Annotated in this window: 14 protein-coding genes and 1 pseudogene; 2 read left to right on the top strand and 13 right to left on the bottom strand. The window is 33.7% G+C overall.

Translation table 11 applies throughout. The annotated features are described in order from the left end of the window. Positions 1–222, top strand: a 222-nt coding sequence (locus T323_RS29215; RefSeq protein WP_026673006.1) for a DUF5348 domain-containing protein, incomplete at its 5' end; no start/stop codon positions are given. Between the two features lie 171 nt (positions 223–393). On the opposite strand, the gene T323_RS0115275 is transcribed toward T323_RS29215, so the two are convergent. The 7 genes and pseudogenes from T323_RS0115275 to T323_RS0115245 all read right to left on the bottom strand — a co-directional run bounded on the left by T323_RS0115275 (position 394) and on the right by T323_RS0115245 (position 14,165). Further along, positions 394–1,566: a restriction endonuclease gene (locus T323_RS0115275; protein WP_026674053.1), complete on the bottom strand. Its 1,173-nt coding sequence runs from the start codon at positions 1,564–1,566 to the stop codon at positions 394–396. A 172-nt stretch (positions 1,567–1,738) separates the two neighbouring features. Next, a complete protein-coding gene (locus T323_RS0115270) occupies positions 1,739–2,851 on the bottom strand; it encodes a PD-(D/E)XK nuclease family protein (protein WP_026674052.1) in 1,113 nt (370 codons plus the stop codon). After that, positions 2,826–8,531, bottom strand: coding sequence for a DEAD/DEAH box helicase family protein (locus T323_RS26900; protein WP_051556561.1), 5,706 nt, complete (start codon positions 8,529–8,531; stop codon positions 2,826–2,828). The genes T323_RS0115270 and T323_RS26900 overlap by 26 nt, the downstream gene beginning before the upstream one ends. A 14-nt stretch (positions 8,532–8,545) precedes the next feature. After that, complete coding sequence (locus tag T323_RS0115260; protein WP_026674051.1) at positions 8,546–9,526, bottom strand: hypothetical protein; 981 nt, start codon at positions 9,524–9,526, stop codon at positions 8,546–8,548. Then, the gene (locus T323_RS0115255; protein ID WP_026674050.1) at positions 9,519–11,555 is read right to left on the bottom strand and encodes a hypothetical protein; all 2,037 of its coding nucleotides are present in this window, start codon (positions 11,553–11,555) and stop codon (positions 9,519–9,521) included. The genes T323_RS0115260 and T323_RS0115255 overlap by 8 nt, the downstream gene beginning before the upstream one ends. A 671-nt stretch (positions 11,556–12,226) precedes the next feature. Further along, positions 12,227–12,469: pseudogene (locus T323_RS29795) on the bottom strand (super-infection exclusion protein B); the annotation flags it as partial. Positions 12,470–12,917: 448 nt separating this feature from the next. After that, entirely contained in the window at positions 12,918–14,165 is a 1,248-nt protein-coding gene (locus T323_RS0115245) for a DNA cytosine methyltransferase (RefSeq protein ID WP_026674049.1), read from the bottom strand. A 107-nt stretch (positions 14,166–14,272) separates the two neighbouring features. Between T323_RS0115245 and T323_RS0115240 the strand changes: the two genes are divergently transcribed. After that, positions 14,273–15,145 (top strand): NgoPII family restriction endonuclease, encoded by an 873-nt coding sequence (locus tag T323_RS0115240; RefSeq protein ID WP_026674048.1) that lies wholly within the window; start codon positions 14,273–14,275, stop codon positions 15,143–15,145. A 153-nt stretch (positions 15,146–15,298) separates the two neighbouring features. On the opposite strand, the gene T323_RS29415 is transcribed toward T323_RS0115240, so the two are convergent. From T323_RS29415 to T323_RS0115200, 6 genes are all read right to left on the bottom strand, one after another. Then, positions 15,299–15,511: a group II intron maturase-specific domain-containing protein gene (locus T323_RS29415; RefSeq protein ID WP_245613734.1), complete on the bottom strand. Its 213-nt coding sequence runs from the start codon at positions 15,509–15,511 to the stop codon at positions 15,299–15,301. Positions 15,512–16,426: 915 nt separating this feature from the next. Then, positions 16,427–17,713, bottom strand: a complete 1,287-nt coding sequence (locus tag T323_RS0115230; RefSeq protein WP_026674047.1) for a hypothetical protein — start codon at positions 17,711–17,713, stop codon at positions 16,427–16,429. 1,636 nt (positions 17,714–19,349) lie between these two features. Beyond that, entirely contained in the window at positions 19,350–21,854 is a 2,505-nt protein-coding gene (locus T323_RS0115215; RefSeq protein ID WP_026674045.1) for a pPIWI_RE module domain-containing protein, read from the bottom strand. After that, positions 21,851–25,339, bottom strand: coding sequence for a hypothetical protein (locus tag T323_RS0115210; protein ID WP_026674044.1), 3,489 nt, complete (start codon positions 25,337–25,339; stop codon positions 21,851–21,853). The genes T323_RS0115215 and T323_RS0115210 overlap by 4 nt, the downstream gene beginning before the upstream one ends. A 4-nt stretch (positions 25,340–25,343) precedes the next feature. Continuing rightward, entirely contained in the window at positions 25,344–26,453 is a 1,110-nt protein-coding gene (locus T323_RS0115205; RefSeq protein ID WP_026674043.1) for a restriction endonuclease-related protein, read from the bottom strand. A 341-nt stretch (positions 26,454–26,794) separates the two neighbouring features. After that, a partial coding sequence (locus tag T323_RS0115200; RefSeq protein WP_026674042.1) for an IS200/IS605 family transposase occupies positions 26,795–26,999 on the bottom strand: 205 nt, incomplete at its 5' end.

Here is a 26,999-nt window from a genome sequence, read left to right as displayed (position 1 = left end):
ACTTATCATGAAGAGTTGGATTGTTGGGTTGTCATTTGGGGAGAAAATAAAGGGTATAAGATGCGTTGCGGAGACTGGTTTGATCTTCATCTAGGATATGGTCGGACGCTTCCTTGTCGCTTGGAACTTGGAAGGGATTGGTATATCCTTACTGGTCGAAATGACGTAAGGTTTTATCTCAAGAAAAATGAAACGTATCAAGTTGATGTGAAAGAATCTTAGGGGAGCCGTCAAGTGCTTCCCTTTCATTTTGGACAGTGAATCCGTCAGTTTTAGGACAATTAGCGCCATCAAGTTCCAGACACTTTGGAACGTCATTAACAAGTGAAAAAGGAGAAAGCGCGGTAATACTTTGCTCTCTCCTTTAACCCTGAAAATAGAAAAAAATATTTTTTACTCCCTATTAAAGTTTGCTTGAAGCCATTTAAGGACAGTTTCTTTAGTTTTATATCCGGATCTTTTTAATATTGATACGATTTCAATTGCAGAAATAATAACTATTGGATGTTGATCTTCTACAATTTCTTTATAAGTGTATTCATCTACATATGAAGTAGTGACCAATATACCAAACTGTCTGTGACGTAATCGGGATATTAATCTTGACGTTTCTTTTACACCAACACCTGAACCTAATGCGTATCTTTTAGCTTCTAATGCAAAATCTACTAATATGGAGCTAGACTCTAATCCAATTCGATATTTACCCACAATGTCTCTACCGCCATCTCGTGTAGCCCTTGTTACATCATAATTAATTATATTTAAATCCATTAATTGTGCTATTTGACCCGCACATGGTTCGAATGCCTGACCAGTTTTAAAATAATAATAAATTGTTTCAATAATTTCTAAATCATTTTTTGAAGTAGGGATCTGCTCTTGTTTTCTTCTATATTCTGTTGATTTTATAGCTTTAAGCGGTTTATAGGTTCCACTTATTTTCCAATCTTTCCATACTTTCGGTACATGTTTACTCATTAAACCATTGTCATCAAGTAAATCCTTAATCCATTCTCTAGATATAGAGCTAACATCTAAAATAGTAAAAATTGATTTATAATTTTGAAACCTACACCCTTCCTTTATACTCCAAATCGCTACTAAATCCTCATTAGCTGTCATTCCTTCATACCCTGGAACAGCTAAACCTCTAAACCTTACATTTCTACCAGTTTCTTTAGAGAAGATAAAAAACGGCGGAATTTCACTTCGATCACCACTATGTAGTCGATTAAAGCATTCCCTTAGTATAATATTTCCCATTTTCTTGTTTCTAAGGTCATGAAGTTCTCTTCCTGGCTTTTTATTATCTCCAAAATAAGTGAATTTTCCATTTTCAATGTCAATTTCATCTATCCAATCAATCTCTCCTCCTGTTGTAAAAAGTACAACATACTTCAAGTCAAAATTTTTTTTATTCCCTCTTACTCTAAAACCTCCTGAATTTTCAACATACATAAGCTTACTTAAAACTTCATCAGAAAGGTTACCACTACCTCCTCCAAGGTATAATTCATCTACTATCAAATCTGAATTTGGTAAATCCGCAAAAGAAACAACCATCTTACACTCACCTTCCTATAATGCATTTATCATTGTAATTATACCAACTGATGTAGCTAGCAATCGGCAGAGTATATTAAGCACTGATACATCTCGATAGAATAAACCAATTTTACCAAAAAACCCAACAATTTGAATGTTGGGTTCAGATATAATGTCCTGTTTGAGAATTCTACATGTCTTGTTGATTTGTATAAATCATTGTTGTTAACTTCTCTCTAAAACAATTATAGTTTGTATCTGCTAACAAATTATAAATACTAAAAAAACTTCCTTCTGGTATTAAATGCCTACCAGGATTTAATCCCCTAACTTTAAAAATACTTGTAGCAGATTTAACTTTTAATAAAAGAGTTCCATTCCCTAAAGTTTTAAGACTTTCAAAATGACCTCTTATATCATGACTCCAATTTATATGGGGACTCTGTTCTCTTTTCTCCCAATAAGAATTACAAACTGGTCTGAATTCACAATATTGACAATTCCCTGGAGCTGGATTAGCTAAATATCTTTGCAATTCAATGAAATCATCATTCTTCAAAATTAATTCATTTATTTCATAAAACATTTCTTTTGCTCTATTTAATACCTTTATACATTCTTCTTTAGAGTAATTGATTGAATGTATAACCCCATTTAGACCGTAAACTTTAAGAGCAGATGGCCACTCATTTAAATTTTCATAAAGTAATGCTGCATAAAGGAGCATTTGATATTTATATTCTTCTTTAATCTCATGATTATCATTATTAAAAATTGACCCAGTCTTATAGTCAATTATTTCAATACCTGAATCAGTAAATGCCAGTTTATCAATATAGCCCCCAACAATCCTGTCACCCGTCTCAAACCATCTTTCAACCCCTGGAAACGTTTTATTGTTAGACTTATACTTTCCACCAACAACTTCTATCAATTCAGATGCTTCTTTAAATAATAACCTTTTTTTAAGTTCATACTTTCTTAGAGACTTATTTAACGGAACTAAGTATTCCTCCTTCGTCCCTAACATTTGTCTTTCTACTTCAGTTATTGAGGATAACCATTCATTATCAAAGTCTTCTTTAGTTATATTACCTCTCCCAACATTCTGAAGAAAGTTATGTGCTGTAATACCAAAGTACATATTTGGAGAGGAAGGTAGTAATTTCTCATTATTATTTGATATTAAGACTTCTCTTAATCTACAGCAATTCATTCTAAAAAACCGACTTGGCGAGACCCTTCTTAGTGGAGCAATGTTTACTGATGATGGCAAATTACCACCAGACTTGATCATCCTCATCCACTGTTCCTCCTAAATTTTCATGGCACCAACCTGGACGTCTTATAAGATTAAAAGTATCTATAAAGTCTAAAGAATCCAAATCTGCACCGGTAGCAACAACTGCATCAGCAAGCACACCAATAGGATTTGAATAGTCCCACAACGGATGTGTAAAAATGATTTTTCGGTTTCCTGCTTTTACTCCAGGAATGCCAGCCCACTTGGTTGGCTCATAATTGAAAAAGGAAGAGAATCGTTCGGCTAAAACTTCAGCTAGTTGCAGCCATCCCTTTAACTCAGGTGTAGAAAAGTCTCCATTTATTCCACAGTGGTATGCTGAATCAAACATGCTCCTTAAATAAGCAAGCCCTAAACGCCAATCTAATAAACCATGATACTGCATATTTCTATAATTCATTAAACAACCATAGCAAGCAGTACTACAATTATGCTTTTCACTAATTAAATAATTTATAAAAGACTGATTTCCAGTTTGGGAAACAACCTCTTCTAATACATCTGTCCAGTTATTTTCAAGCCAACGTACAAAACCTGCCCCATTTGGTAAGCGGTCACTCAAAATAATTTCACCAACGAAACTCCCATCTCCAATATCCGATCTTATACATTGGGAAATTTCGATTTCATCTGCATCTATATCTAGTTTTTCGGCAACTACTGAGCGGAGTAGAAAAGCTGCAGAATATAAGGCAGCTTTTGCAGTTACATTAATTGGGTCAAAATTTAGTCCATTATTATTAATAATTGGTTTAATGCGCAATAAGTCAGTTGTTTTTGAGCTTGCAATTCCTATCTCTTCATTAGTAATAAAGTCTTGATCACTAACATATTTATAGTCTTCTAGTACCCATTGCCCTTTAAAAGTAAAATATCTCTTATCTCTACCACTAGTTGTTTTTGTATGGTTAGTTGTTATTAATCCCCCCTTAAATAAACTCCTACCATTATCATTAATTCTCCATACACGTCCATCACTACTCAAGCTTATTTGAACGTTATTACCTTCTACTCTATTAAAATTAACTTGTTTTCCCTCAGCTATGCTAGAAGGAGCACCTGAAATAACCCTATCTTCTTCTCTAGCGTCACTTCCCTTAGAAAAGTCGGATCTGAATGCTTGAGGTATAGCTACGTTATATACTCTAAATTCTTCACCTTTACTCATTCCACAATTAGAACATTCTTCTAAATCCTGGTCTACCTTCATATATCCGCAATTAGAACAGTGAGCAATTTGGTATCTACTCTGTTGTGGCAATGCATTTTCATCCACTGTTTGCCATTTTCCTTCTCTTTTTAAGAGAGGGGCCGTAAATCCAATTGCAGTATGAATTGCTTTATCCTTTGTTTTCTGAGCTCCAGGTGCAAATTCACTAATTGCCATTTCTATATCACGGTCAATTGTTTGTGGATTATTAGAGCTATCAAAACCATGATAAAACAATCTTGTTCGCGTCGGCATACCAAACATTGGTAACTTCGCACCCTCCGCAAGGCATTCAGCCAAGCCTTTTCCCACTAGTTCAGGGTTAGCTGAACATTCATCAATATCTTTTATTAATTCATTTTGAATATAATTTAAATAATTTTTAACACTGTTTTCTCCAGCTTGCCAAGGAGGAAGAAGACAGGTAATTATATCTTTTATTGCTTTTGAATTTGATTGAAGCCAGCCATAAATCTTATTTTTATTATTACCCCAATCAGATTTATACCCAAATTCTCCATGACTATCAGGAGGATCACTAGGACCATCCCACCATTGAACACCGATTTCTTTAAAAGCTTTCCTTAAACACTCCTTGACTAAAAGTCTCTTAATAATAGGAGGCTGTTCAATTGTTACAAAAGGTACAGGTGGTGGATCACCAGTAATAGCAGAAGGGTTCTCAAAATAATGGTCGTCATGGCTTCTTCCTCCACGGCAAAGTGTCAAAACATAAGAAAAAGCTTGTCCACGTCTCCCTGCACGCCCTACTCGCTGTTGATAATTAAATCGCATCGGAGGCATATTAGCCAACATCACGGCTTGTAGACTACCTATATCCACACCTACTTCCATTGTCGTTGTTACATTAAGAATATCAATCTCGTCTACTTCCTTAATATTTGTATCACCCTCTGTATCCAGTAATATCCCACGGAATAAACGCTGTCGGGCCCCTTGATTATCAGTTTGAGCTGTTAGCTCTTCAGAATGTAAACGAATAGGCACTCTTTCATCAGTTGCCATGAATGCTAAATAGTTTCGACTCATTAATTCACTACATTCTCCATTCGGTTTTTCTTCCAGTTCCGAATTACAATTAGTACAAATACCAGCAGACTCATGAAGGTGAGGTCTTTTACATTTTGAACATTCCCAATAAGGGTCTTCTTCCGCTGCTACCTTAATTTGAAGTTGGTCGGTAGATATAATCACTCCAGTATGACCAGAATTTTTTAATATATTGAATACTTTTTCACCAACTACTTGATAGTCACTAGTAGGAATCCCTAATTTTTCACATACATTATTTATATAGTGCTTGATTGAACTTTTTGCATTTCTATATTCTACCCAGTCATCCAAAGGAAAATCCGATCCATCATGACGATAAATATCACCTAATATTCTAATTGTTGAATTACACATTTGCTTTATAATCTCTTGGTCAATTTTTAGAGTGCTTGATGTAGTTTCGATTAAGGTCTTATCAAAACAAATGATAGGGTATCCTAAACCAGATGATTCAAAACCAAAATATAATCTGCTAAAAAGTAGATCACATAATTCTTTACGAATTTTATCACGAATTTGATTTTTGAATCTATCGGTATCAGGCGGAAGGTCACTTAACCAAGCCTGCTTTTTAAAATCAAATAGGTCAGTCCAGCGATGTTCTTGATTTCCCCACCAAAATGATTGGTTTTTTATATCGTTTCCAGCAGGATTAACCCCTAATCCTATTAACCTAGAAACTATTCTTCCACAATCATCGGCAGATGAGGGATATATTAACTCTTTACAAGAAACAATCAATGTATTTTTCTTGTTTCGGATAACTTCTAACTCTTTTATAGCTTCTTCATAATATCTTCTAAAAGCAGGAGGGGGTTCATTTTTAGTTACTTCTAATAATTCACTTATTTTTTGTTCTGCATTTGGATAAGCACTAATGTATCTTTTAGATTCAGGTGATAAATCATTTCCTTCTTCAAGATCTTCTAAAAGTTGTGATTCTCCTATTGTGGCTAAGCGGAGTTCATCAACTACTACTTCTCTAAAAAGGTCTTTATAGTGATTACGTTCTACCCCATTAGACATTTGTGCTGCATCTTCCCTACTATCCGAAAAGACGACTAACTTTTTATCACTTCTTTCTGTAAGTTGATAAAATAGTTCCTTCGATAAGATTTGGCTGACTTTTGAGAAACCAGTACGAAAACCTCGTATTGGGCTAGTTAAATATTTTCTATTTGAATAGTCCGCATTACAACAAGGACAAATAGATGGTAATGATTTAAAATCCTTAGTTTCATCACTGTCAACAGTATAACTATACCCTTTAATATATGTTGAAGGATTGTCTTCTGAATATTCATGTGTAAGTTCTACTGTACCAGTTAAAGAACTAAGACTTGCAGGTTTCCATTCACCCTTTGCCTTGCCCCATTCTTTTTTTCTTTTTAACTGGTTCCACGTACGCGCTTCCTTGTGTAACTCTTCACCATCTTCAACTGGCCAAAAAATTGCATATTCTTCATAATTTCTTTGTTCAACCATATTTTTCTTATTTCGGTCTGGAATGCCTTCTATATCAGGTGAAGTTATTAACATTTCAACTTTGCCATTTTGAAGCTTCAAGCGGTTCCCTCCATAGAATACTGTCCCACATTGTTCACAATATAAGAGTTCTAAAATTCTACTTCCATTTTCATCAATGATGCTTGGTTTGGAGTATAACTTTCCTACAGGTCTCATCATCCCACTTTTTTCTTTAAAGGTGGATGCCCATAAACCTTCTATATTACGGAAAAACCAATGGAAGCGGAAAGAAGGTAAACTACTGAACATATCGGAGGTATCACATATAGTTCGAGCCTTAAATAAGCCACTCACTGCCTTTCTTCTTACAATTTCATCGATATTTGCCCCAAATAGACTTTTGGTAAAGTCATCTATGGAAACAGCTCGTATCCTATCATCAAATTTACAAGCATTTAACATTGTATTTGCTAACTTTAAACGATCAGACTCTAAAGCTTCCCTTAATCCTTTAACTCCAGTGAGTTTACTGCCTAATTTCGATAATAAGTTATTTATTGCTATTTCTTCATTTTCTTCATATTCGTCATTAAACTTAATAAAAGGTTCGTATGGAAGGAAGGTATTACTTTTTATAGGTAATTGCTCAGGTGTTCCAGGAATAATCTCAAATTTATCTCCTTCAACTCCAAAAAAGTCTTTTAGAAATTTCCGACTGTCTTCACCCTCAGGTTCCAACGATGCACTGGATGCTAAAATCCTTAGTTGCGGATGAGAGGGATATAAATCTAGACGATTTAATAAAAGTTTTAAGAGGTAAGAAACTTCCGCTCCCGATGTTCCTCTATATAAGTGTAATTCATCAATTATTAAGTGAAAAACGTGTTCTTCACTTTCTTTAAGCCATTTCTTTGTCTCCTCGAAAATTCCACTGTCAACTTCCCGCATCATCATAATACTTAACATTGAATTATTTGTAATAAGTATATCTGGTGGAAAATCCTGCATATCCCAACGAGAACGCATTTCAGCTCCATTCATTTTTTGGAAAAAGAACGGAATCTCAGGGTTATTAGTTTCTTCAGCATAGTTTAAAGCAGCATTACTGGTTTCATCCATTTCTTTCATTCTTTTGGCTAGTTCTTCTAATTTCTTTCTATCAGGAATGCCTGTTTTTGTATATTCATGTCCTGCTACTGGACTCATGCCATTATATCTACCAAAATAAATTTTATTCCCTTTAAGGTGTGAGTCATAAAATAATTTTGCTTGTTTAGAGTCTAACGCTTTTCTTAATCGGGTTAGTTGATCTTCTACCAATGCATTCATGGGATATAAAACCAGAGCACGTACACCAGATTTTCTCTTTTCATGACTTCTTTGTGGCACACGGTATGACCTGTTCAATGGACTACTCTTCCCAGCCGAATCACACCGTTTTTGCCAGTCATTATTTTTCCACCAATCATTTACATGCGGTTCAGGAGAGCCAGCCGCCTCCCACCTTTTCGCTTCTTTTGCCAAATACGCAAACAATGGTAGTAGGAAAGATTCTGTCTTCCCTGATCCTGTCCCTGATGTTATTACACAATTTTTTGAAGATAAAGCTTCTTTTAGCATTTGAGATTGATGGGTATATAAAGGGAGTTCAGGATTAAAAAGACCGCAACTAACCAATTCTTTAAATAACCCTATTTCTTCAATAGTTAAGGAAGGTAGATCATTTTCCGATAAATCTTTTATCTTCATTTTTGAACTTTTATATTTAGGCAAGGGCTCAATCCACGGATCTTGTGCAAGAACTCCGGGCCTTAATAGTAATTGTTCTCTTTCCTTCTCGAGAGATGGGTATCTAGTTCCAAATGCGGTTTTTACATATCTAATAAAATTTTGCTGTATTTCCTCAAAAGCTTCTATTGGACTAGCCATTTATATTCCTCCTACTATAAATTAGCCTCTAATAAATTTAACCCTAATTTTTTTGATATTTCTAAAGCTATTAAATTAGTAACACCTTCATAAACAGTGATATTTGTTTTTCTAGGTAAATATCCTAATTGCTTGTGAAGTTCTTTTTTTCGAGGGAGAGACCCCGTACAGAGAGAAACTGCCCTAGCTATATCTTTAGGTAATGGTATTGTTGAAGGAATGGCAAATCTCTGTTTTATTTTGTCAAATAAAAGTATGTCAGTTTTGTATCTGCTTAAGATGACATACCTCCCCCATCCTCTATCAATTTTTGCTGCAGCATCTCCATTCCAAATCCATGTGTATTGTTGCTGGGAAATAGGATTTTTATATTTAACTAATTTAATTTCATCTGAACATTCAAATTTTCTAAAATACAGATTTTCATGACAGAAAACTTCCTTTTTCCAATTAGGCTCAAATTGTTCACTATACACAAGAGATTCATAAATATCCTTTACACTAGGTGCTATAATTGTAAGGTTCCAAGAAGCAGGTGTTTTTAAATCGCCCTCAATTTCTATCCTTTCAGTAACTTGTTTTAAAATTTGAGTACTCTTAGCTTCTATACAAATAGTCTTGGGAAAAAGGGGGTTTTTAGCTGAGAGCTGATCTGAAAAAATAATTCTTACTTTATCAGAATTTTTATTTACTAGTTTCGTTAAGCGTTTTAGCATTTTTTCAGACCTTCCACCTGCTAATACTATTCTAGGTAATCCCCTTCTAGGTAATAATGCAAATGAAGGTGGGCAAATATATAATATTCGATTATCATAGTCTACTTCACAATGTCCTAATGCCTCCAAATCTCTCATTATATCGAAGTAATTATATAAGAGACGTTGTTGTTCATCATCGTTAAAGTAATGTTTCAGAAGAGTGTCATAGACATCCCTAAACTTTTCAAACTTAATACTACCTAGTACGCTTAAAACAGAAAGAATATCGTCAAACACGTTTTGCCACCTCTAAGTAATTTTCCCATAATTCATGCAATGGGAGAAAATCTGGTTTTTCAATCGCTTTTCTCATTTTACACATTACTGTTTTCCAAAATCGTAAATTTTTTTGATCGATAACCTCTTTTTGTATTTTACACTGTGTCAACTTTTTTGTAGCTATGAAGTGTACCTTCCATTTTCTCTTTCTAACTTTCGAAATTGCCCAAATGGGCTCAAACTCTATTTTCACTTCTGTTTTACCTTGCCAATGGTATATTTGACCAACTTGTTGCCCAATGAACATGATCTCATTTGATAAAAATGTTGGTAACGGAAGTTGCTTAACAAATGGTGTATTTTCCGTGTTATAAACATTTACACCTATATTCATTGGTTCCCCACTCTCATTATTATGCTGTCCTACTGTATCTATAAAATTTTTTCTATTAAGTATAGAAATTTTAGAATTAGTAATTTTAAAATTTGTTCTTCTAATTACATTTCCTTGCTCTAACACTTTAACTTTCAGTGTTTCATCTAATGGAAGATTTTCTTTTACAAGTTCCCAACTCTCAGATTCCTCGTTATAAGGAAGTGGATCATCATTTAATAAAACAACTTCATTTCCTTTATAGTTCTCAAGAATAATCTCAGGAGGAGCTGCTCTTAAAAAAGTGTTTCCCTTTCCCAAGCGAAGACCATTTACAAGTCGAATTTTAAGTTCACTAGCTATAGTTAATTCCATAACACCGTTATAAGACTCTTTCGGCTTACTAACATGAAATAGGGACCAACCATTTGGAACACCAGTATAATTAATTTCGCCAAAAGACTCACATTTGTTTTTACCCCATTCGATAATTTTATCTTTGTATGAGTTATTGCATAGTAATATAAATCTAGCTCCCCTTTTAATACGTGCAGTTTCAATTAAATTAGGTAGACCATATTTCTGCCCTTCAACAAAAATTCTGAAAGATGTCCCTCTTAAAGATGATTTTAACTTATTGTCTAAATCTTCTATCTCTTCTCCATTTAGCCAATTAAAATTGGTCGCATCAACAACCAAACCATCTTTATTCTTAAGTTCGGTAGACCAATTATTAATACTTCGCCTACAATACAAAAGACTTTCTACTTCACTCCATTGAAATTTAAACAAATCACTTGGGAATTCATTCTGTGTGTTAATGCGTAAACTAAAAGATGCCTTTTGTGTTATTTTATTTAAATTCAAACATATCCGTATCCTCGATGTAACGAATGAACCTGACTCCATATAATCCTCCGGCAAAGAACCGTCCCACTCATTTAATTCGTCTTTCACTAATTCAAATAGTGCTTCTTGCAGATGTTCATTTTCATCTTCTCCATTTAGTAGTCTTTGAGTTTTATTACTCAGGACTTCCTTGCCATGTTTCATTAACATTATGTGAATTGTATCATTTTCAGGAGAGTCTGAAGAAATGATACCAGCTTTATTGAATATTAAAGGTAAATCTTTTCTTTCCTTGCTAGATATAATTGTTTGTGAGAGGGGTAGCCCTACGTGTCTCCATCTACCTCTTATCCTTACCCTGAAACGACCAAACTCCTCAAGTCTATCTTCAACACTCCACTCTTCCAAGTCCCTCCACAAACTATTCATCTTATCAAAATAGGGATACTGTCCCGATACCTCATCTTCTCCTAATAATGCTCGCAACTTAGGGTAGTATGCAATTGTAGAAAAATGTTCATCTTCTACATAACCGGCTAATACGAAAAGAGCAAGATATGCTATATATGGTGGATATCTTAAGTTTCTAGATCTCCAATTCTTATATGTCAGAAATGCCTTACGACAAACACCATGATTACGATACGCATTAACCCATGGAGGACCCTCAATAACTGATGAAATAAAATCATTCAAGTCTTCATTAATTTTACTTCCTATTTCGTTAATAAAAGTTTCATCTACAAATAAAAGAACTTCTCGTCCAGCTATTGCCTCATTAAAAAATTGTTTAGCAATTAGGCTGTTCCATTTTAAATATGACATTACTACCCCCAAAACCAAAGATCATCATTTTATATTAAGTAAATCCATATCTATTTCACCAATAAATTTTGTGCAATATTATCAATTGAAGAATTTTCTATTATATAATATTATCATTTTCTCTAAAATGTATGAAGAACTAATCATCACCAAATAGGGAAATTTATGTTAACAAACTGTAATAACTACTAAAAAGGAATTCAAAAGAGATTAAACAACTGAGTCTTCTGACTTTTGCAATGTGGATAAAAATATCTACTAAAGTTTTCGATTTAATTAAAGAATAGTAAGAAGTCAACAATTTAATACATACTTCTGCTGCTTGCTTGATATCCCAAAACTCATAAACGTTGCGAACTCAATGTGCGAGTTTTTATATAGGCTTTTCAGGCTATCATTTGTTTGGTGTTTTCAATTAGTTCAAGGAAGTGATAACAAGTCTGTTATCAACAGTTAGCAAAATAGAAAATCACTCTGAGCTTTTACGGGTAACTAGAGTGATTTTTATGAAAAATGAACCTGTTAAGTGCCGTTCTCTTCAAACCCGTTAGGTGTTACAAGGGTAGCGGGTTATTTTATATCAGATATTGAATAAGTTGCTCTTTGGTAGCTGTAGGAAAAAAAATCACCTCAATTTTGTTATATCGAAGCAATTTATTATATAGAGTTAGTTATTCATTTTCTTCTATTATTAATAAATGAGGTTTCTTAACTAAGTAATCCCAAGCCCATGGCTGTATATTGCAAGAAAAATATTGTAATCTTTGACTTACACTAGATGTACGATATATAATTTGTAATTTTTCTAACTCAACAACAGTTCCGTTCTTAAAGAGAAGTGTTTGAGTCCTCGTTTTATTCTCAATAGAATAAAGTAAGATTTCTTTTTCTAAAATAGTTAACTGATTGAATCTTTTCTTTCTATACCTTTTAAACCACCATTTTTTTTATAACTAAAATTCTTATACGTAAAACCAATTATCGAAACAAGTTAAAGAGATGAAAAAATTAAAAAATGAAACCTATCCAAGTTCTGTATTCTTCAACAAATCCAGTAACACCTATTTTGTCAAGAATGTCATTAGGACCAAATAATAAACAACCTGAAGTTATTATTGAAATAACAAATAAGTACCTTGGAGAGAGCTTTAGCCAATTAATAAATTTAATTGGGACCAAAGTCAAGTATCCCCCTTTCTAATAATCCCCTATATCGATAGTAATTCAGCTTTTATAAATATTCAATCCCATAATATAAATTTGGTATTATATTTTAAAAGTCTGTATAAAAAAATCCTGCACTAATCGGAGTAAGTACAGGAAAATAAAACTCAGCTTCTAATTATTTTACCATTATTTAGTTTAAATGATTTCTTCATATAAGAACTTAATAATTGGACGAACCATTTTTTCAGCTAGTAAGACTGGCACTGCATTGCCAATTTGTTTATATTGTTCATTAAGTTTATGGTTATTCGTAACATTTTTCTTATTACCATTTGAAAACTCGAACCAGTTAGGAAATGTCTGAATTCGAGCAACTTCACGAACTGATAAACGACGATTAAAGTCGCCTTGAAATTTCCAAGAGTCTTTTCCGATTTTCTTCATAGGTTCACCGTGAGGGTGCATTGGAGCTTGTCTACCGCTCGCTTGAATAGTAAAACTTTGCTCGTTCCAGCTCTTTTTGCGATTACGACTCATATACATACTTGAAAATGAGCCTTCGTAAACGTCTTCAGCATCTAGAGGTAAATCACTAATTGTATCTTTCAAAGTGACGTATGGTAGCTTCCCTTCCCCATGTGTCGGTTCTGGAACTTCATATTTAAAACCAAATTTTCCATAAATATCATTGCGAATTCCAACAATAAATACTCGTTCACGAAGTTGTGGAACACCATAATCGCGAGCATTTACTAAATGAGCAGTAACTTCATAGCCCGCAGCTTTAAAGTCTTCTATCATTTGACTAAGAACTTGTCCTCTCGCCATTGTCATAAGACCTTTTACATTTTCAGCAACAAAAAACTCAGGGGTACTTTGCACTAAGGCACGAATATAATGGACGTAAAGAAAATTCCGTGGATCGTCGAGTAATCGAGGACCAGAACTACTAAAACCTGGACATGGAAATCCACCGAGCATCAGGTTACATTTCGGAAAATCCGCTACTTTACGAATATCCTTTTCGACTTTGGTAACAGTCGGGGCAAAGTTATTAACATAACTAATGTTTGCAGAGTTAAACATATCATTAGAATAAACAAAATTGCATTTTACTTTACTACGTAATTTAAAATACTGTTCTTTGTTTTCAAACACTCTGTATGCTTTTTCTTCTCCAAATTGGACGACCATACTAGAAAGTTCTACTCCTAAATCTAAGCCGCCCGCACCCGAAAATAACGAAACAATATTGGTCGCTCCTTCGACATAATGTAGCTTTTTTAGCATTTCTTTTTCTTTTAATTTGTCTTGTTCAGTGATATTAGTTTGAACAAGTTCATTTTCTTCAAGAATTTTTTCAAACAAAACACTTTGTACTTCTTCGGGCGTGAAAGTAAGCGAAGAAACAAAAGTTCTTTTTTCTCTTTCAGCAACTACCATAAGAATTCACTCCTTTTCAATATATAGCATCATACCATAATTTAATAGGATTGGCCAGTCCTTCTTATTGTGAGAAAATAAAGATAAAAAACAGAGGGAGAAATGAAATGGTACAATTACCTACAACAAATGTTTTAGTAGCATTAAAAAACATTCTAGATAGAAATTCAAGTATTCTCACACCAATTTTTCGGTCAAACGGTACTGCAAATGCTGCAGGAGATAGCCTTGAGTTTTTCGTAAAAGATATGTTTTGCACAGGTGCTAGTCAGTACCAGCACGAACATGAAAAAATGAGGAAGTACAATGAATATCTAAGTTGGACAGGTAACTCGTCTAACTTTCCTGATTTTATTATAAAAGGTGGAGTAGGTGTCGAGCCAAAAAAACTAAATAATCAGAGCTACTCTTCTCTTGCGTTAAACAGTTCATATCCAAAAGATTATATCTATCCAGATAGTCAGAATTTACCAAAAAATATTAACGAGGAAGAGTGGGTAAGAAAAGAGGTTATATACGTCGCTGGGAATTTAAACAATCAAAATAACAAACTACTTTCACTTTGGTTTGCTTACGGGAATACAATGGTTGCTGACCGTTCTGTCTATTTAAATCTGATTGATGAGATTAGAGATGCTGTAGCAAGTACAAACGCCACATTAATTGCTTCTAAGGAATTGGCTCGTGCCAAGGGAATTGATCCATTAAAACTATCAAATCTACGAGTACGAGGAATGTATGAGTTAGAACATCCACATAAAGTATTTAGTGAATATATTACACGAAACGATATTCCTTCTGACGCATCAAAGGTATTTGTAATTATGCTAATTGACGATTATATTGCACTTGAAGAACAACCTGATTTTTCAACACATTTCGCTAGTGGAAAACTGAAGAAAACTGAAATAAATATCCCAAATCCAAATAACCCGAGTGAACAACTCCCGGCAATTCTATTCGAAGGTTGGACTGATTAATAGTAAAGAAGAGCCCTAATAAAAACTAGGACTGATTGTATGTTAGTTATGTTTTTGGACGTAAAGTTTGATATCTTATGATTAAACTTTTGAGCCTTTGGTTTAGCCAATACTGGTTATCAAGGGCTCTACCAAGTATTAGGCTGGTAATTATTAACAAATATTCAAGCTAGAGTTTGCCCATTCCCATGCTTTGTGTTTATCGATGCCTAACTTTGTTAGATTCTTGATTTCCCATCTAATCATTCTTAGTCTTCTACGAATCCACCCGCCTATGCTACGAAAGATTTTTGGTGTATCTACTATTTGGTTATATCCTAGCCAACACACTAAATACCTCTTTAACCTTTCCAATCTGTCCTTCATCCTTATGAACTTTCTTCTAGAAGTCATTTCCCGAACTCGATGTTTAAGTCTCTGAAAGCTCTGCTGAGATATTCTGATTTTAGGATCGTAATAGACGAAAAAGTGAAACCTAAGAACTTTCTTCGCCAAGCTCTGTCAATTAAGCTTCTTTCTCGATTCACTTTTAGCTTTAATTTCGTTTCTATAAAGTTGTGATACTTTGACGGTCACAGCTTTCCGGCTCTATGATAGAATACGTTCTAATATGATATCAGTCTCCTACGTGAATCAGTCGTTCTTATTGTGTAGCATACATTTTCAGCCCTTCCCTTACTAGAAAATAAGACACGATGGCTTCTGCTGACTTTCTGACTGTTCAGTTATTTATCGCTAAATAGGTTGCCGATCGCTCTTGGCTTATCAGTCAGACCTCCTCAGGTAAGAATGCAATCTTTCCTCCACTTATCTGCTTCATTTACTCTGTATCACCTTTGGCAGAAAGGACTTTTTCTGCAAACCATCCCATGATACCTAGCCTCGTATGAAGTTCGTGTTCCTCAGGCCGGAGGAGGTTAACCGCCCGCTTCCTTCAGAGTCCACGTTGCCGTGAACACCCTTGTGTTAAGCTAACTGCTACTTTTGCCTTCACAGCTCGGGAATTTCACCCTATAGATTGCCCCCATACCGGGCGCACGAAAAAGGGTTCCGTCTAGACCACTGAAACCCATGATATTACTATAATTTATCTGTGATGCCGGTGGTCGGGGACGAGATAGGTTAAATGTCTTGAGTTTATAAACCTTTATATGTGTAGCGTGTAAAGATTGTGTAATATATTTTACTTAGTAAAAAGTAGGATACTTTTCAAAGACATTAATTGAGCCTACTATGAAAATAAATATTCGTTGTAAATTATTCTTAGTAAAGAAGTACATCTTATTCGGCTGCTACTTCATTAATTGAGTTTAAATATTCGGGTGGATCAATATCATGTTCTATTAAAATACTTATAAAAGAATCTCTTTTTTCCTGGTTTCCTTCAAAAAATTCATTTAATGAATCCCTTAAGTGCCATGGATGATTACTAGAATCAAAGGTATATGTTAAACTCCGAACAATCTGTTCATCAATAGGGAATCGTTCTAAATAATAAGTTATAACTCCTCCTCGATTATTGGCTCTATCAAAATCATTTAGAAATTCTGTTGTTAATACAATCTCTTTAAATTTAGAGAAAAAATGATTTTCTCTCAGTATATAAAAGTCATCTTCCTCTGGAATGACATTTCTAAATCTCTTCACAATAAGATCGTTGGCTTCATTTAGTTGTTCATCCTCAATCAATTCATTTCTTAAGATTGTACAATATAACTTTAAATCTTCTTTCGGATTAGAACTATTTTCAAATATTTTTGTGTACCATAAATTACGAATAAACGAAGGTTCACTTGCAAAATAGTTAACTCTACTTGGATATACTCTGAGGAATGTCATAAAAATGCCCTCGTCGGATTTTAAAAACTCAACTAATTTTTCAGTAACCCTTTGGTCGTTAAGCAAAAAGGTCTTTTCCCAAAAATCAATATAATTATCATTTATATCCCAAAAAGGTCCATCAGTTTCCAAAAAAAAGGCATGAACTTCACTAAAGAATGGAATAAGGTCATTTACATCTACTGCATTAGGAATCTCATTAATTATGTATGAAATATCAGTATTTGGAGCAGTTAAACTAACATCGAAGTGTCTTTTTATTTTATTTATTAATGCTGCACGACTTCCATTAACCATTATTTTTGCTAAGTTTGACCTAATAAATGTCCAAAAACTCTCTACGTGAGATACTGTAATTTTATTATTTTTAGAGTGTGCACAGTCATTTCTTCTATTTTTCCAATATGTAATTTGGTTCCGAATGTCGTCGTTTAGTAAAAATATTTCCCTTGGTGTTTGTCTCTGAAGATTATCATAAACAGTTGAGTCCCATTTGTCTTCATTCCGGAGGTTTCTAAGTATGTCATTCCACATCCCTTCGGGGATATTGTCAGGTCTCTGTGCATTTAACATTCTATCTCTTATAATAGTTTGAAAGCAAAGATATGAAAACAATAAAGAGGCCTTATAAGCAGTTACTTTATAACATAACAGTGCTTCATCTATTAAACTTTTTGCTTCTTCAGAAATCTCCTGAGATTTAATCCACTCTTCAAATCTTATTTTCATTTGCTACCACCCTTTAAAATAAATCTATTACAATTATATACAAGACGTCTTAAAATACATATAAAAAATATAATTCATAAGGATTATTTAGCATTTGTACTTCGATACAAAATTTAGAATAATTCAGAACTATATTCTACTTCTTTCAATTTACACAATATCTCCTCCTCAATAAGGTTTAATTTTCTTCCGAATAAGTCAGGTATTCTTAAAATTTCATAAGTACCAAATAGTAAAGCTTCCGCATTCACAGGATAGAAATTCTTATTATTTAAAAAGTTCAATAACATATTTTTCTTTTTTACTTTTTTTGAAAATCTTTGCTCCTGTTAAATAAATTGATTTAGACTCTTTATATATTTCTACTAACTACATTTATTCTAACACCTACTTTTCACTTCTTTTCGTGCATCTCCATACTTTCTTCGAAGCGATTGCTGCTGTTACTTTAGCACTCTGCTATGCGGTTTTCAAAACAACTTTTTAGCAATATATTCTTCCTTTATATTATTTTTTATTAAAGGAATATATATATTCATGTAGAAGTATATCATCAACTATTTCAACACGAAAGGAGCGCTTCGTTTTGAACACCTCATTAATGAAAGAAGCTTATTCAATGTTGTATGAAATGGAAAATCACTTACGTTTAATTGTAAAAACAAACATGGAAAAAAAGTGTGGGGATAGATGGGTTTCCATTCTATATGAAAATCGAGACGAAAAAACCTCATGTTTCCACGAGCTTGTCGCCTTCTTTGGAAAATACCCTCACATCCTAACCCACTTTAAAAAAGAACAATTAAATTCACTTCGACAAGTAAGCCCAATAAGAAATAAAATCGCTCATTCTCATTTAATAAATGAAACTGAATTTAAACTACTAGAAAAATGCTATAAGTTTGTAATAAAGCAACCTATTATTAAGCGTAATAAATTGGTAAAGCCCTGATCACTTTAAATCCCACCCCCGATCACCGGTAACTAATTGTTAAAATGAATTTCATTTGACAAGGAAAGCTCGATATAACTTCACTATTAATAATGGAGTACTAGGAGTGGAAGACAGTCGTAATTTGGTTTCATTAGCCATCTCCACCTTCTACACCACAATGTTTATCGAGAGAAATATCCGGAATTGCACGCGGAGGTAAAATATTTGATTGATAGAAATTCAGAAAAGGATTACTTAAAATAGTAGGTCACCTTCCTGGGATCAATACAACCAACGAAAAATTTCAAAAGGATCTATTTGGCTTAATAACACTGCATTTTGAAACCTACTATAGATAATGAAAAAGGAGAACAAGAAATTCAATTTATTGGATTAGATTAAATAGGGAAATCTATAACATAGGCTTTTCGATTTAGCCTATATTATGGATTACTTCAATGCAATCAGGTGTATTATGTACCCATCAAAGTAAACATAAACATCTTCAGCCATAATCGAGAAAACACGCTGAATGAATACCCCTTATAGAATCGTCGTAATTTAAGACAGTTACATCACCTGTTTTATCAAGTATTTTTAAGTTCATTAAATCTCCAGTTATATTCCTAGCCAAAGAAAGTGTCTCACTTCTCCATATTTGAATCAGTGAGGCACTTTTAACATTATATTGGGGTTAAAAAATCAAAACTTAATTGTGACTCTTTTGTTCTTCCGAGAAAGTTTTTTCTTCTCTTTCTCAATTTCTAAATATTGCTCATAAAAATGTTTATTAAATATATGGTATGGTAGTGGATCATTAAGATAACTACCAAATGTTATAGGAATCATCCGTAACATAAGCAAGTCTATTGCAACTTGAACATCACCATTGGAAACTCGAACACGTTGAGTTACCCTCGTAGGAAGATCATTCGAAAAAGTTTGTTTACTCACATGCATAGGATATTTCATCGTGTTAGGCAACTTCATTCCAATTGTATAAAAAACATTCCCCTTCCCCACAACAAAAGGTGTTATAGTAATATTTCCAGTACGTCTACTTATTTTTGTAACTGCAGGTGCAAGGTCATCTGTCTTAAAGGTTGCTACTACAAAAGGTAAATCTTTTTCTAACAGTGGCATTTTTTCATCATTTTCTTCATACACAACTACATTATTTTGACCTGTACAGTTTTCAATAATAAACTTGTTCGCACTTGCTTTGTTCTTCATGAAATAGCTTTCTATATTTCTTAGTTCAACAACACCATCTTGTATCGACAACCAATTCGTTTCTATGTTAGGATGATAATACTTTACTTCTGTTTTACCCTTAAATGAACGAACTAGTAATAAAATGTCTCCTTCGACTCCATTAGGTAATCGCGCCTTTATAAACTGAGGAAAGTAATAATACTCATAAGGGCTTTCCTGTTCCAATAAGTTATAGATTTTTTGATTAACAAAACCTAATCGAATAAGAATGTCATCCATTCCACCCTTTAAACGATTCACAAAATCATTGGGTGAGGCATCCTGTGAATAATGAGATTGTGAGAGAAGCCCTTGTTGTAAGAACCCTAATTCGTAGGCTTTTTTAGGGTCTGAAGGATCCCACTCTTCATATTGATCTACTTCCCCTAATACAAACGAAGGAACATCTTCCCTAGAGGTTGCTGCTATAATTTCTTCTATTCTTTTTATTATAGCCTCTTTACGATCAACCTCAGTGTCTAATGGTTTATAGTGCTTTAACCATTCTGGTTTTAGAACAAACTCAATATCCATCGTATGTCTATCACTATCTTCCAAGTCATAAAAACGGTATCGACCATCGGAGATTTGCTCTACATCAAACCTCGCTTCCTTTACTTTCTCAATATCACCATTCTTACCAACCTTTTCACCTCTATATTTTTTCATTACTTCATTTAAATATGAAAAAATATTTTCATTAGTAGAAACAACAAAAACTTTTACTAACTCTCCCTGACGCTCAAAATAGGTATCATGGATCCTCCTACTACCAATCTCTTTCTTCTTTAATTGAGTATCGATAACTTCATCTGGAGTGCAATCCTTGATTAATAAATCATTTGTCATATGCTGAAATGATTCAAAAAGATAGAAGTGATCATTAGGGTGCAGTCCTCTTTTAATAAGATACTTATAATTTGAACGGTCGGAATGTGTAATTGGAATCATGTAGTCATTAATAAACTTTTCAGGTGATATCGCAATATCACCAACTGCTTCAATTGTTTCACCCGTTATTGATTCATATTTAATTGAATCCCAGGAAAATATTTTGTTTTGATACTTGTTTTTGCTGAAAGGTATTTTTACAATCCTATTTGATGTGTGATTCATTTTGTATAAGGACCTATTTTGAAATTTACCATTTGACTTTCTATTAAATGTCCAATTTCCATTCTTGAATAATGACATAATCATAATAAGGCGCCCTTTAGTAACTACTGTAACCGTTATGTCATTTTCATTTGTTTCTATCGCTAAATTAATCACGTAAGAAAATACTTTTTTATCCTTGTCCTTTTGATACAAAGGCTTAGATACAAGCTCAAACTTCGGCGAAAAAGTGTCAATTACCTGAAACCACTCCTCCGGAAACTCCCACTCTGCTAATTCTCCATCTTTGTTATAATTCTTCCTTAGTTTTAATTGAGGATCATCTAAAACACTTTTAATGTTTTCACTGGCATATTGAAAAATGTAGTTGTTTAAAAATGTTTCATGTTGAGTGTAACCTCTTAATTGATCCAGACTCAACTCATTTACAGTAACGTTTGTTGGATCGATACCACCTAGTAATCTACCTAATATAGAGTAAAGTTGATATTTTTCTTTTTTATCCTCTAGTTCTTGTTTCAAATATCGTATCAAGGAACTATTAATCATTTGAATCTTTAAATTAGACATATCCTTAGACACAATGAGCCACGGTTGCTGGCCTGTCAACGCATGACGATGAAAGGTCATACAAACTAAATCTTTTTCTATTCCTTGTTTATATCTAAAAGGAGATAATAAAAAGTTTAATTTGTTTTCATTTTCAGAAGATAAATCCAATATTTGATTCCAAACCTTAACTAATTCATCAGAGAAAAAAACGCCCTTTACTTTATGCTCTTTTGCCTGGCTTCTATCTAACTTCAACTGATGGATTACATACTTTTCCTCGTTCATATTAGTAACACCTCATTTTGTTCATCAATGATTTCCATATCTTTTAATCCTTCTATGAACCAGGAATATAATACATCTTTAGCCATTTCATTTTCCCATTCCTGATTAAATATTTCTTCTATCATGGTGAGCATACTTTTATCTGAGCTTTTAGAGTTATTATTAAGTTTATCTGTTGCAAACGAAGCATCACAAAAGAAGATACGTGCACTTGCTTGTCCCCTAACTAAGCGACCAATCATTTGAATTAGATTTACCAATACATACAATGAAATTGCTTTCTTATCCTCACCATTCAAATCGCTCCACGAATACTTATATGAAAGAAGGTTGTAAAAGTATCGATTTGATTGTCTTCTGATGTGTTTTACCCCTTCATAAAATAGTTTTTCATTGTTACCTTCTACTTTTAACAGATTCAATTCATGCTCTATAGATTTATATTTGCCATTTAGCATTCTAATAATATTACTAATGTCCTCTATCGGAATTAGTGGTCGGACAAGGAAGAATACACTACCGAAATATGCTTTGTTAAGGAATTTCTTATTTATATCGTCATACTGTAAAATATTATAACCACGGTTTATGCTTTGAAGAGGAACTACTAAAATATCAATATCCATTTGCGGAAGTTCTTCTACATCCCCTACTTCATCAAGCCCAACTACTTTGTCACCAAACTCTCCTCTCAAGACATCAACAACAAGCTTTGATTGCTCGAATGAATTTACTACCAGCATTACCTTCCTGTTATTATCATCAGACCAGTGCCTTAATTCCTTACGAATATCTCCTACTAACTCCCGGGTTAACTTACGAAGATTTTCTTTTTTATTTTTGCTTCCAGAAACAAGTATAGGAGTATATTCCCCCTTAATATTTTCCATATATTTAGGTAAAAGATGCATTTTAACACTTGGTTTATGGTTTGTTGGTTCTAGTAAATAATCAATAGGCACATCAACATGATAATGCTTCGAACCCTCTGCATACATAGTTGCTGACATAAAAACCATCGCAGGACCGTCACTATAATTATTTTGGTGTTTATTTAACTGAGGGAATAACTGAGCAAAATCAAAAAGAGCTTCTCTTCCTATGCCATGATAGTCAAACATCTGTAAGATTCCAATTTGATCCTCATTTTCTCCATTCTCTTCTCCTCTAAAATAATATTGAAAATGACGCCCTGTGGGGGAACTTGGTATAAATGGTAGATACCTTAATATTGATTTATACTGACTTGAGACACCATCGATCTTAGTATCCTTAATTTCCTCTATAGCAGGCTTAATATCTAGTAATGCTTTAAAATGAAAGTCGAACTCCATTAATAAGCCAAAAAAGTATAGTTGAAACTCTGCATTATCAGCATTTTCTGGATCCATGCGACTTAATACAGAATCGTCATTTAATATTTTCTTAAGTAAGTCTGCCCTTAATTCCTTTTCTCTTAACGTTTTAAGCTCACGAGAAAGATAGGATATTTGTACTTCTTCTAACTGTTCAAAAAAGTCCCGAAATGCCCTATCAAAAAAGCTACTAGGATTTAAGGCTTTTAGATTACTAACTTTGTCTCTATAGGCTTCCACTAGCAATTCAAAAAATGGATAATCACTTATATTTGTAATGTTTTCTTTTCCAAATATCATTTCCGTTAAGTGTTGTGCTACCTGATGGACGTTAAATACCTGTTTTTTATATTTCTTCTTAATATACGTGTTATTTTTCATTAAGTCATATAAGTGGTGAATTGCATCACTTGCCTTAGAAACATGACTGCGCCACTGCCTTACAAGGTAAGAACCAGCTTTACCATATTCAATATCAAATTCATGTTTTACTTTTAAAAACTGACTTTCAAAAAGAGTACTATTACTTCCGATTAAGTCATTCTCAGAAAAAAAGATTCCGTCCGCTTTTTCTTGTCCATCATCCGCTTCATCTACAAATATTACATCCATTTCTTCATAAGCAATTTCTGCAAATGTTAGATCTCTCGGGTTTACAAGTGGCATTGGCTTACTATACATGAAGGCATGCTGAGTTCCAATCCAAACTGGTGCGTCATTCAAATGTTTTTCCGTTATATATGCCCCACACGTCTCAAACAACGGACAATCATAAGATGACTTTTTTGCTCCTTCATCTTTGTTATTTTTCAAATCCCTGCATGGTGGTTTACCCGACAGATCTCCTCTATCTAATAATCGATTTATTGAACACTCACCTTTAAAAAATTGCAATAAGTACTCTATCGATAGTTGACTTAAGGGATTCTTAAGCGAATTCGATTTACTTTGATTTTTAACCTTCTTAATATATTTTGATAAGTGCTGTTTAATATTTTGCTGTCCAATAATCGGAACTGCTTTAACACCAATTTCATGCAACTTAAAAGTCAGGTCTAATACTTCTGTAACATTAGAAGTCCAAATAGCGATCCTAGCACCTTCACCCTGTTGTAACTGTTCCGGGTATTCTCTCCATAAGTTAACTAGACGAAGAATCTCATACTTTAATAAGTTGGTTTTTCCTACACCGGTAATACCGGCAATTCCTGTTTTATCTTTATATTGCAATTCCTGAATCCCCTTGACACTCCTTATGGTAAAAGTCTGCTGCAAATCGTTGTACTGCTGCTGCAAACCTTTGTCCTGTTCACCAAGTAACTCGATAGAATTGTCCGACCAATGCATACCATTCGGTTTCAACTTTAAGGATAAAAGGTCACGTGATATCTTTTTCCTATTTGTGGGCACCTGCCATGACTTCAACTTTTGGTCTAAATAATCTTTTGATTTAACTAAATGAGGAGGGAATCCTTTTTTTTCTTGATCACCTGACCTAAAGGTAATCTCAATTTCCTCTTTATCTCTTTTATCTCCAACGTGCTTAGTTTTAAGGAAGTATGGTTTGTCTTCTGAGGTTATAAAATTCATTTTAACCTTCCCTACATTTACTAAGGACTCCTTATTAAAGACACCTGCATAAAGGGAATTTCTATTATTAAAATAAAGCGGTTGAATTTCTTCTATTTTTCCTTCAATATCAATTGAAAATTTTCTTAATTTCCTATCAACAATTTCATATTCCGCAATTGCCCTTTTCCAGTTAGGGTAGGTAAACTCTTGCGAAAACAAGTACCTAAGAATATTTATTTTAAAATCCTCACTAACATCTACATCAGGTAAAACGGAGTTGTATTTTGGAAGAATAGACCATACATCATCTACTGTATGATAGGTCTTATACTCACTAAAAATAGTTGTAAAAGCATCTAGAATTAACTCTACGGAAACGATTGAAGTAAGAAACTTCCTTATGGCTATGCCTCTTTCTACATATTCATTCCCTTTGCTAATATTATATCGAGTTATCAGCTCTTCTATCTGCTCTCCACTCTTTTCAAAATACACCTCCGTTTGCTCTTTAAACTCATCGATAATCGGCTTTAAAATATCACTTTTCGCAATAAACACATTATCACCTACCCTTAACCATATTAACTAGCTCACTAAAGGTATAAACTTCAACATGTAAATCATGACGCACCAAGTCTTTCTTCAGCGCATTCATATACCGTTTCTTACCTTTTGAATCTGGAATTCCTATTACAACATTTTTTAATAGCCCACTTTTTTCTTCATCAAGTAATTTTTCTACTAACATATAAGGATAACTATAATTTTTCACGTCAATATTAAGTTGTATATTCTCAGACCCAACTTTCTTGGTAACTTGCAGATCACCGTCACTTTCAATATTCGGGTACATAAGTACTTGAGCGCTCTGCCTTTCGAACAGATCTTTTAAATCAAATTCCTTAATACCCGGTATAACAGTTGAAAGTTGTACAGTCTCAATGGTTCTATGGGTAAATTGAAAAGGTCTTGCCTTATAATCATTAATCTTGTATCGATTGAAATTTTCCTTACACTCTTGGTTCAAACATGTATATTTCTCACTTTTATTCTGTAAAGTCCAGCCACAGTATGGGCATACATAAAAGTCATCAGTAGGTATCCGCTCATAACTTTTAATCAATCGCTCGATGATATATCTATCATTTTTTAACTGCTGGCCTAACCGAAGACCTAATTCTTCAATATCTTCTTCGACTTTTATTAAAGGATTTTTAATTAAAAACTCACGGTAGCTATTATAGACTTGTTGCATATCTGTATCGCCTTCATAATATTTACGGCGGCAATAAGTAAGCACCTCTCTGACTATACTTGAAGAAGCCTCTTGTGCTGAAATATACTCCTGCAATAACCAATTTGCCTCTTCACTAATGCCTGTTCTTTCATTTAAAACTATCAAACTCGTTGGAATTTTTCTCTCTTTTAATGCTTTTATGTTAAACAAACCCCAATCTTCTATAGGGGTCTTCAGAAGTTGCAAAAACTCGTACATATTTGAGGGATAAACTGCATTTGCTGTAGTTAAGCTCTGGTGTTGGACTTTTGAGAGCAGCATTTCAAACGGAGAAAATTTGTATGTATCCGAGTAAATCATATTTTCAATATTGTATTCAACCTGGTTCATATGCTGAATAATATCTATTAAACCTACATGGTCGACTTTACCCATAAATTACCACCCTTTCCATCTAATCTATATACTAACCCAATCAGAAAAGAAAGTCTATTAAAATATAAAAAAATATAACTCAATATTTTTTTGGATTTTCGCACGAAAGAATGTACAAAAATGAGCAGATAATGACAAAATATTTAATAGCAAGGCATTTTGAAACCTACTATGATGACAAAGGAGAACAAAAATGTAATCCTTTTAATCGCATAATCAAAACCACCCGTGTGAACGGGGGGTTTGTTCTGCGGCTGAAAGCCTTTGTTACTGACCAAGCCCTAAAGGGCTACTGAATGGTTCGCCAATTGTACTACTTTCACTGGCCAGACCTTAAAGCCCTACCTCACTTTCTTTTTCCGCTTTATTTCTTCCCCTGTGAACGGATCCACATACTCTAACAAGCTTAGTTGTTCCGCGACTATATCATCTTGTATTTGGTTTCTTATATATTCTTCAATCACCTTTTTATTTCTTCCTACTGTATCCACATAGAAACCTGTGCACCAGAATTTTCGGTTCCCATATCGATACTTTAGATTTGCA

Origin of the sequence: Alkalihalobacillus bogoriensis ATCC BAA-922, from assembly GCF_000621445.1 — a bacterium.
Lineage (GTDB): Bacteria > Bacillota > Bacilli > Bacillales > Bacillaceae_F > Bacillus_AO > Bacillus_AO bogoriense.
The sequence above is the reverse complement of the archived record's forward strand: the minus strand, read 5'-3'. Positions and strand labels throughout refer to the sequence as shown.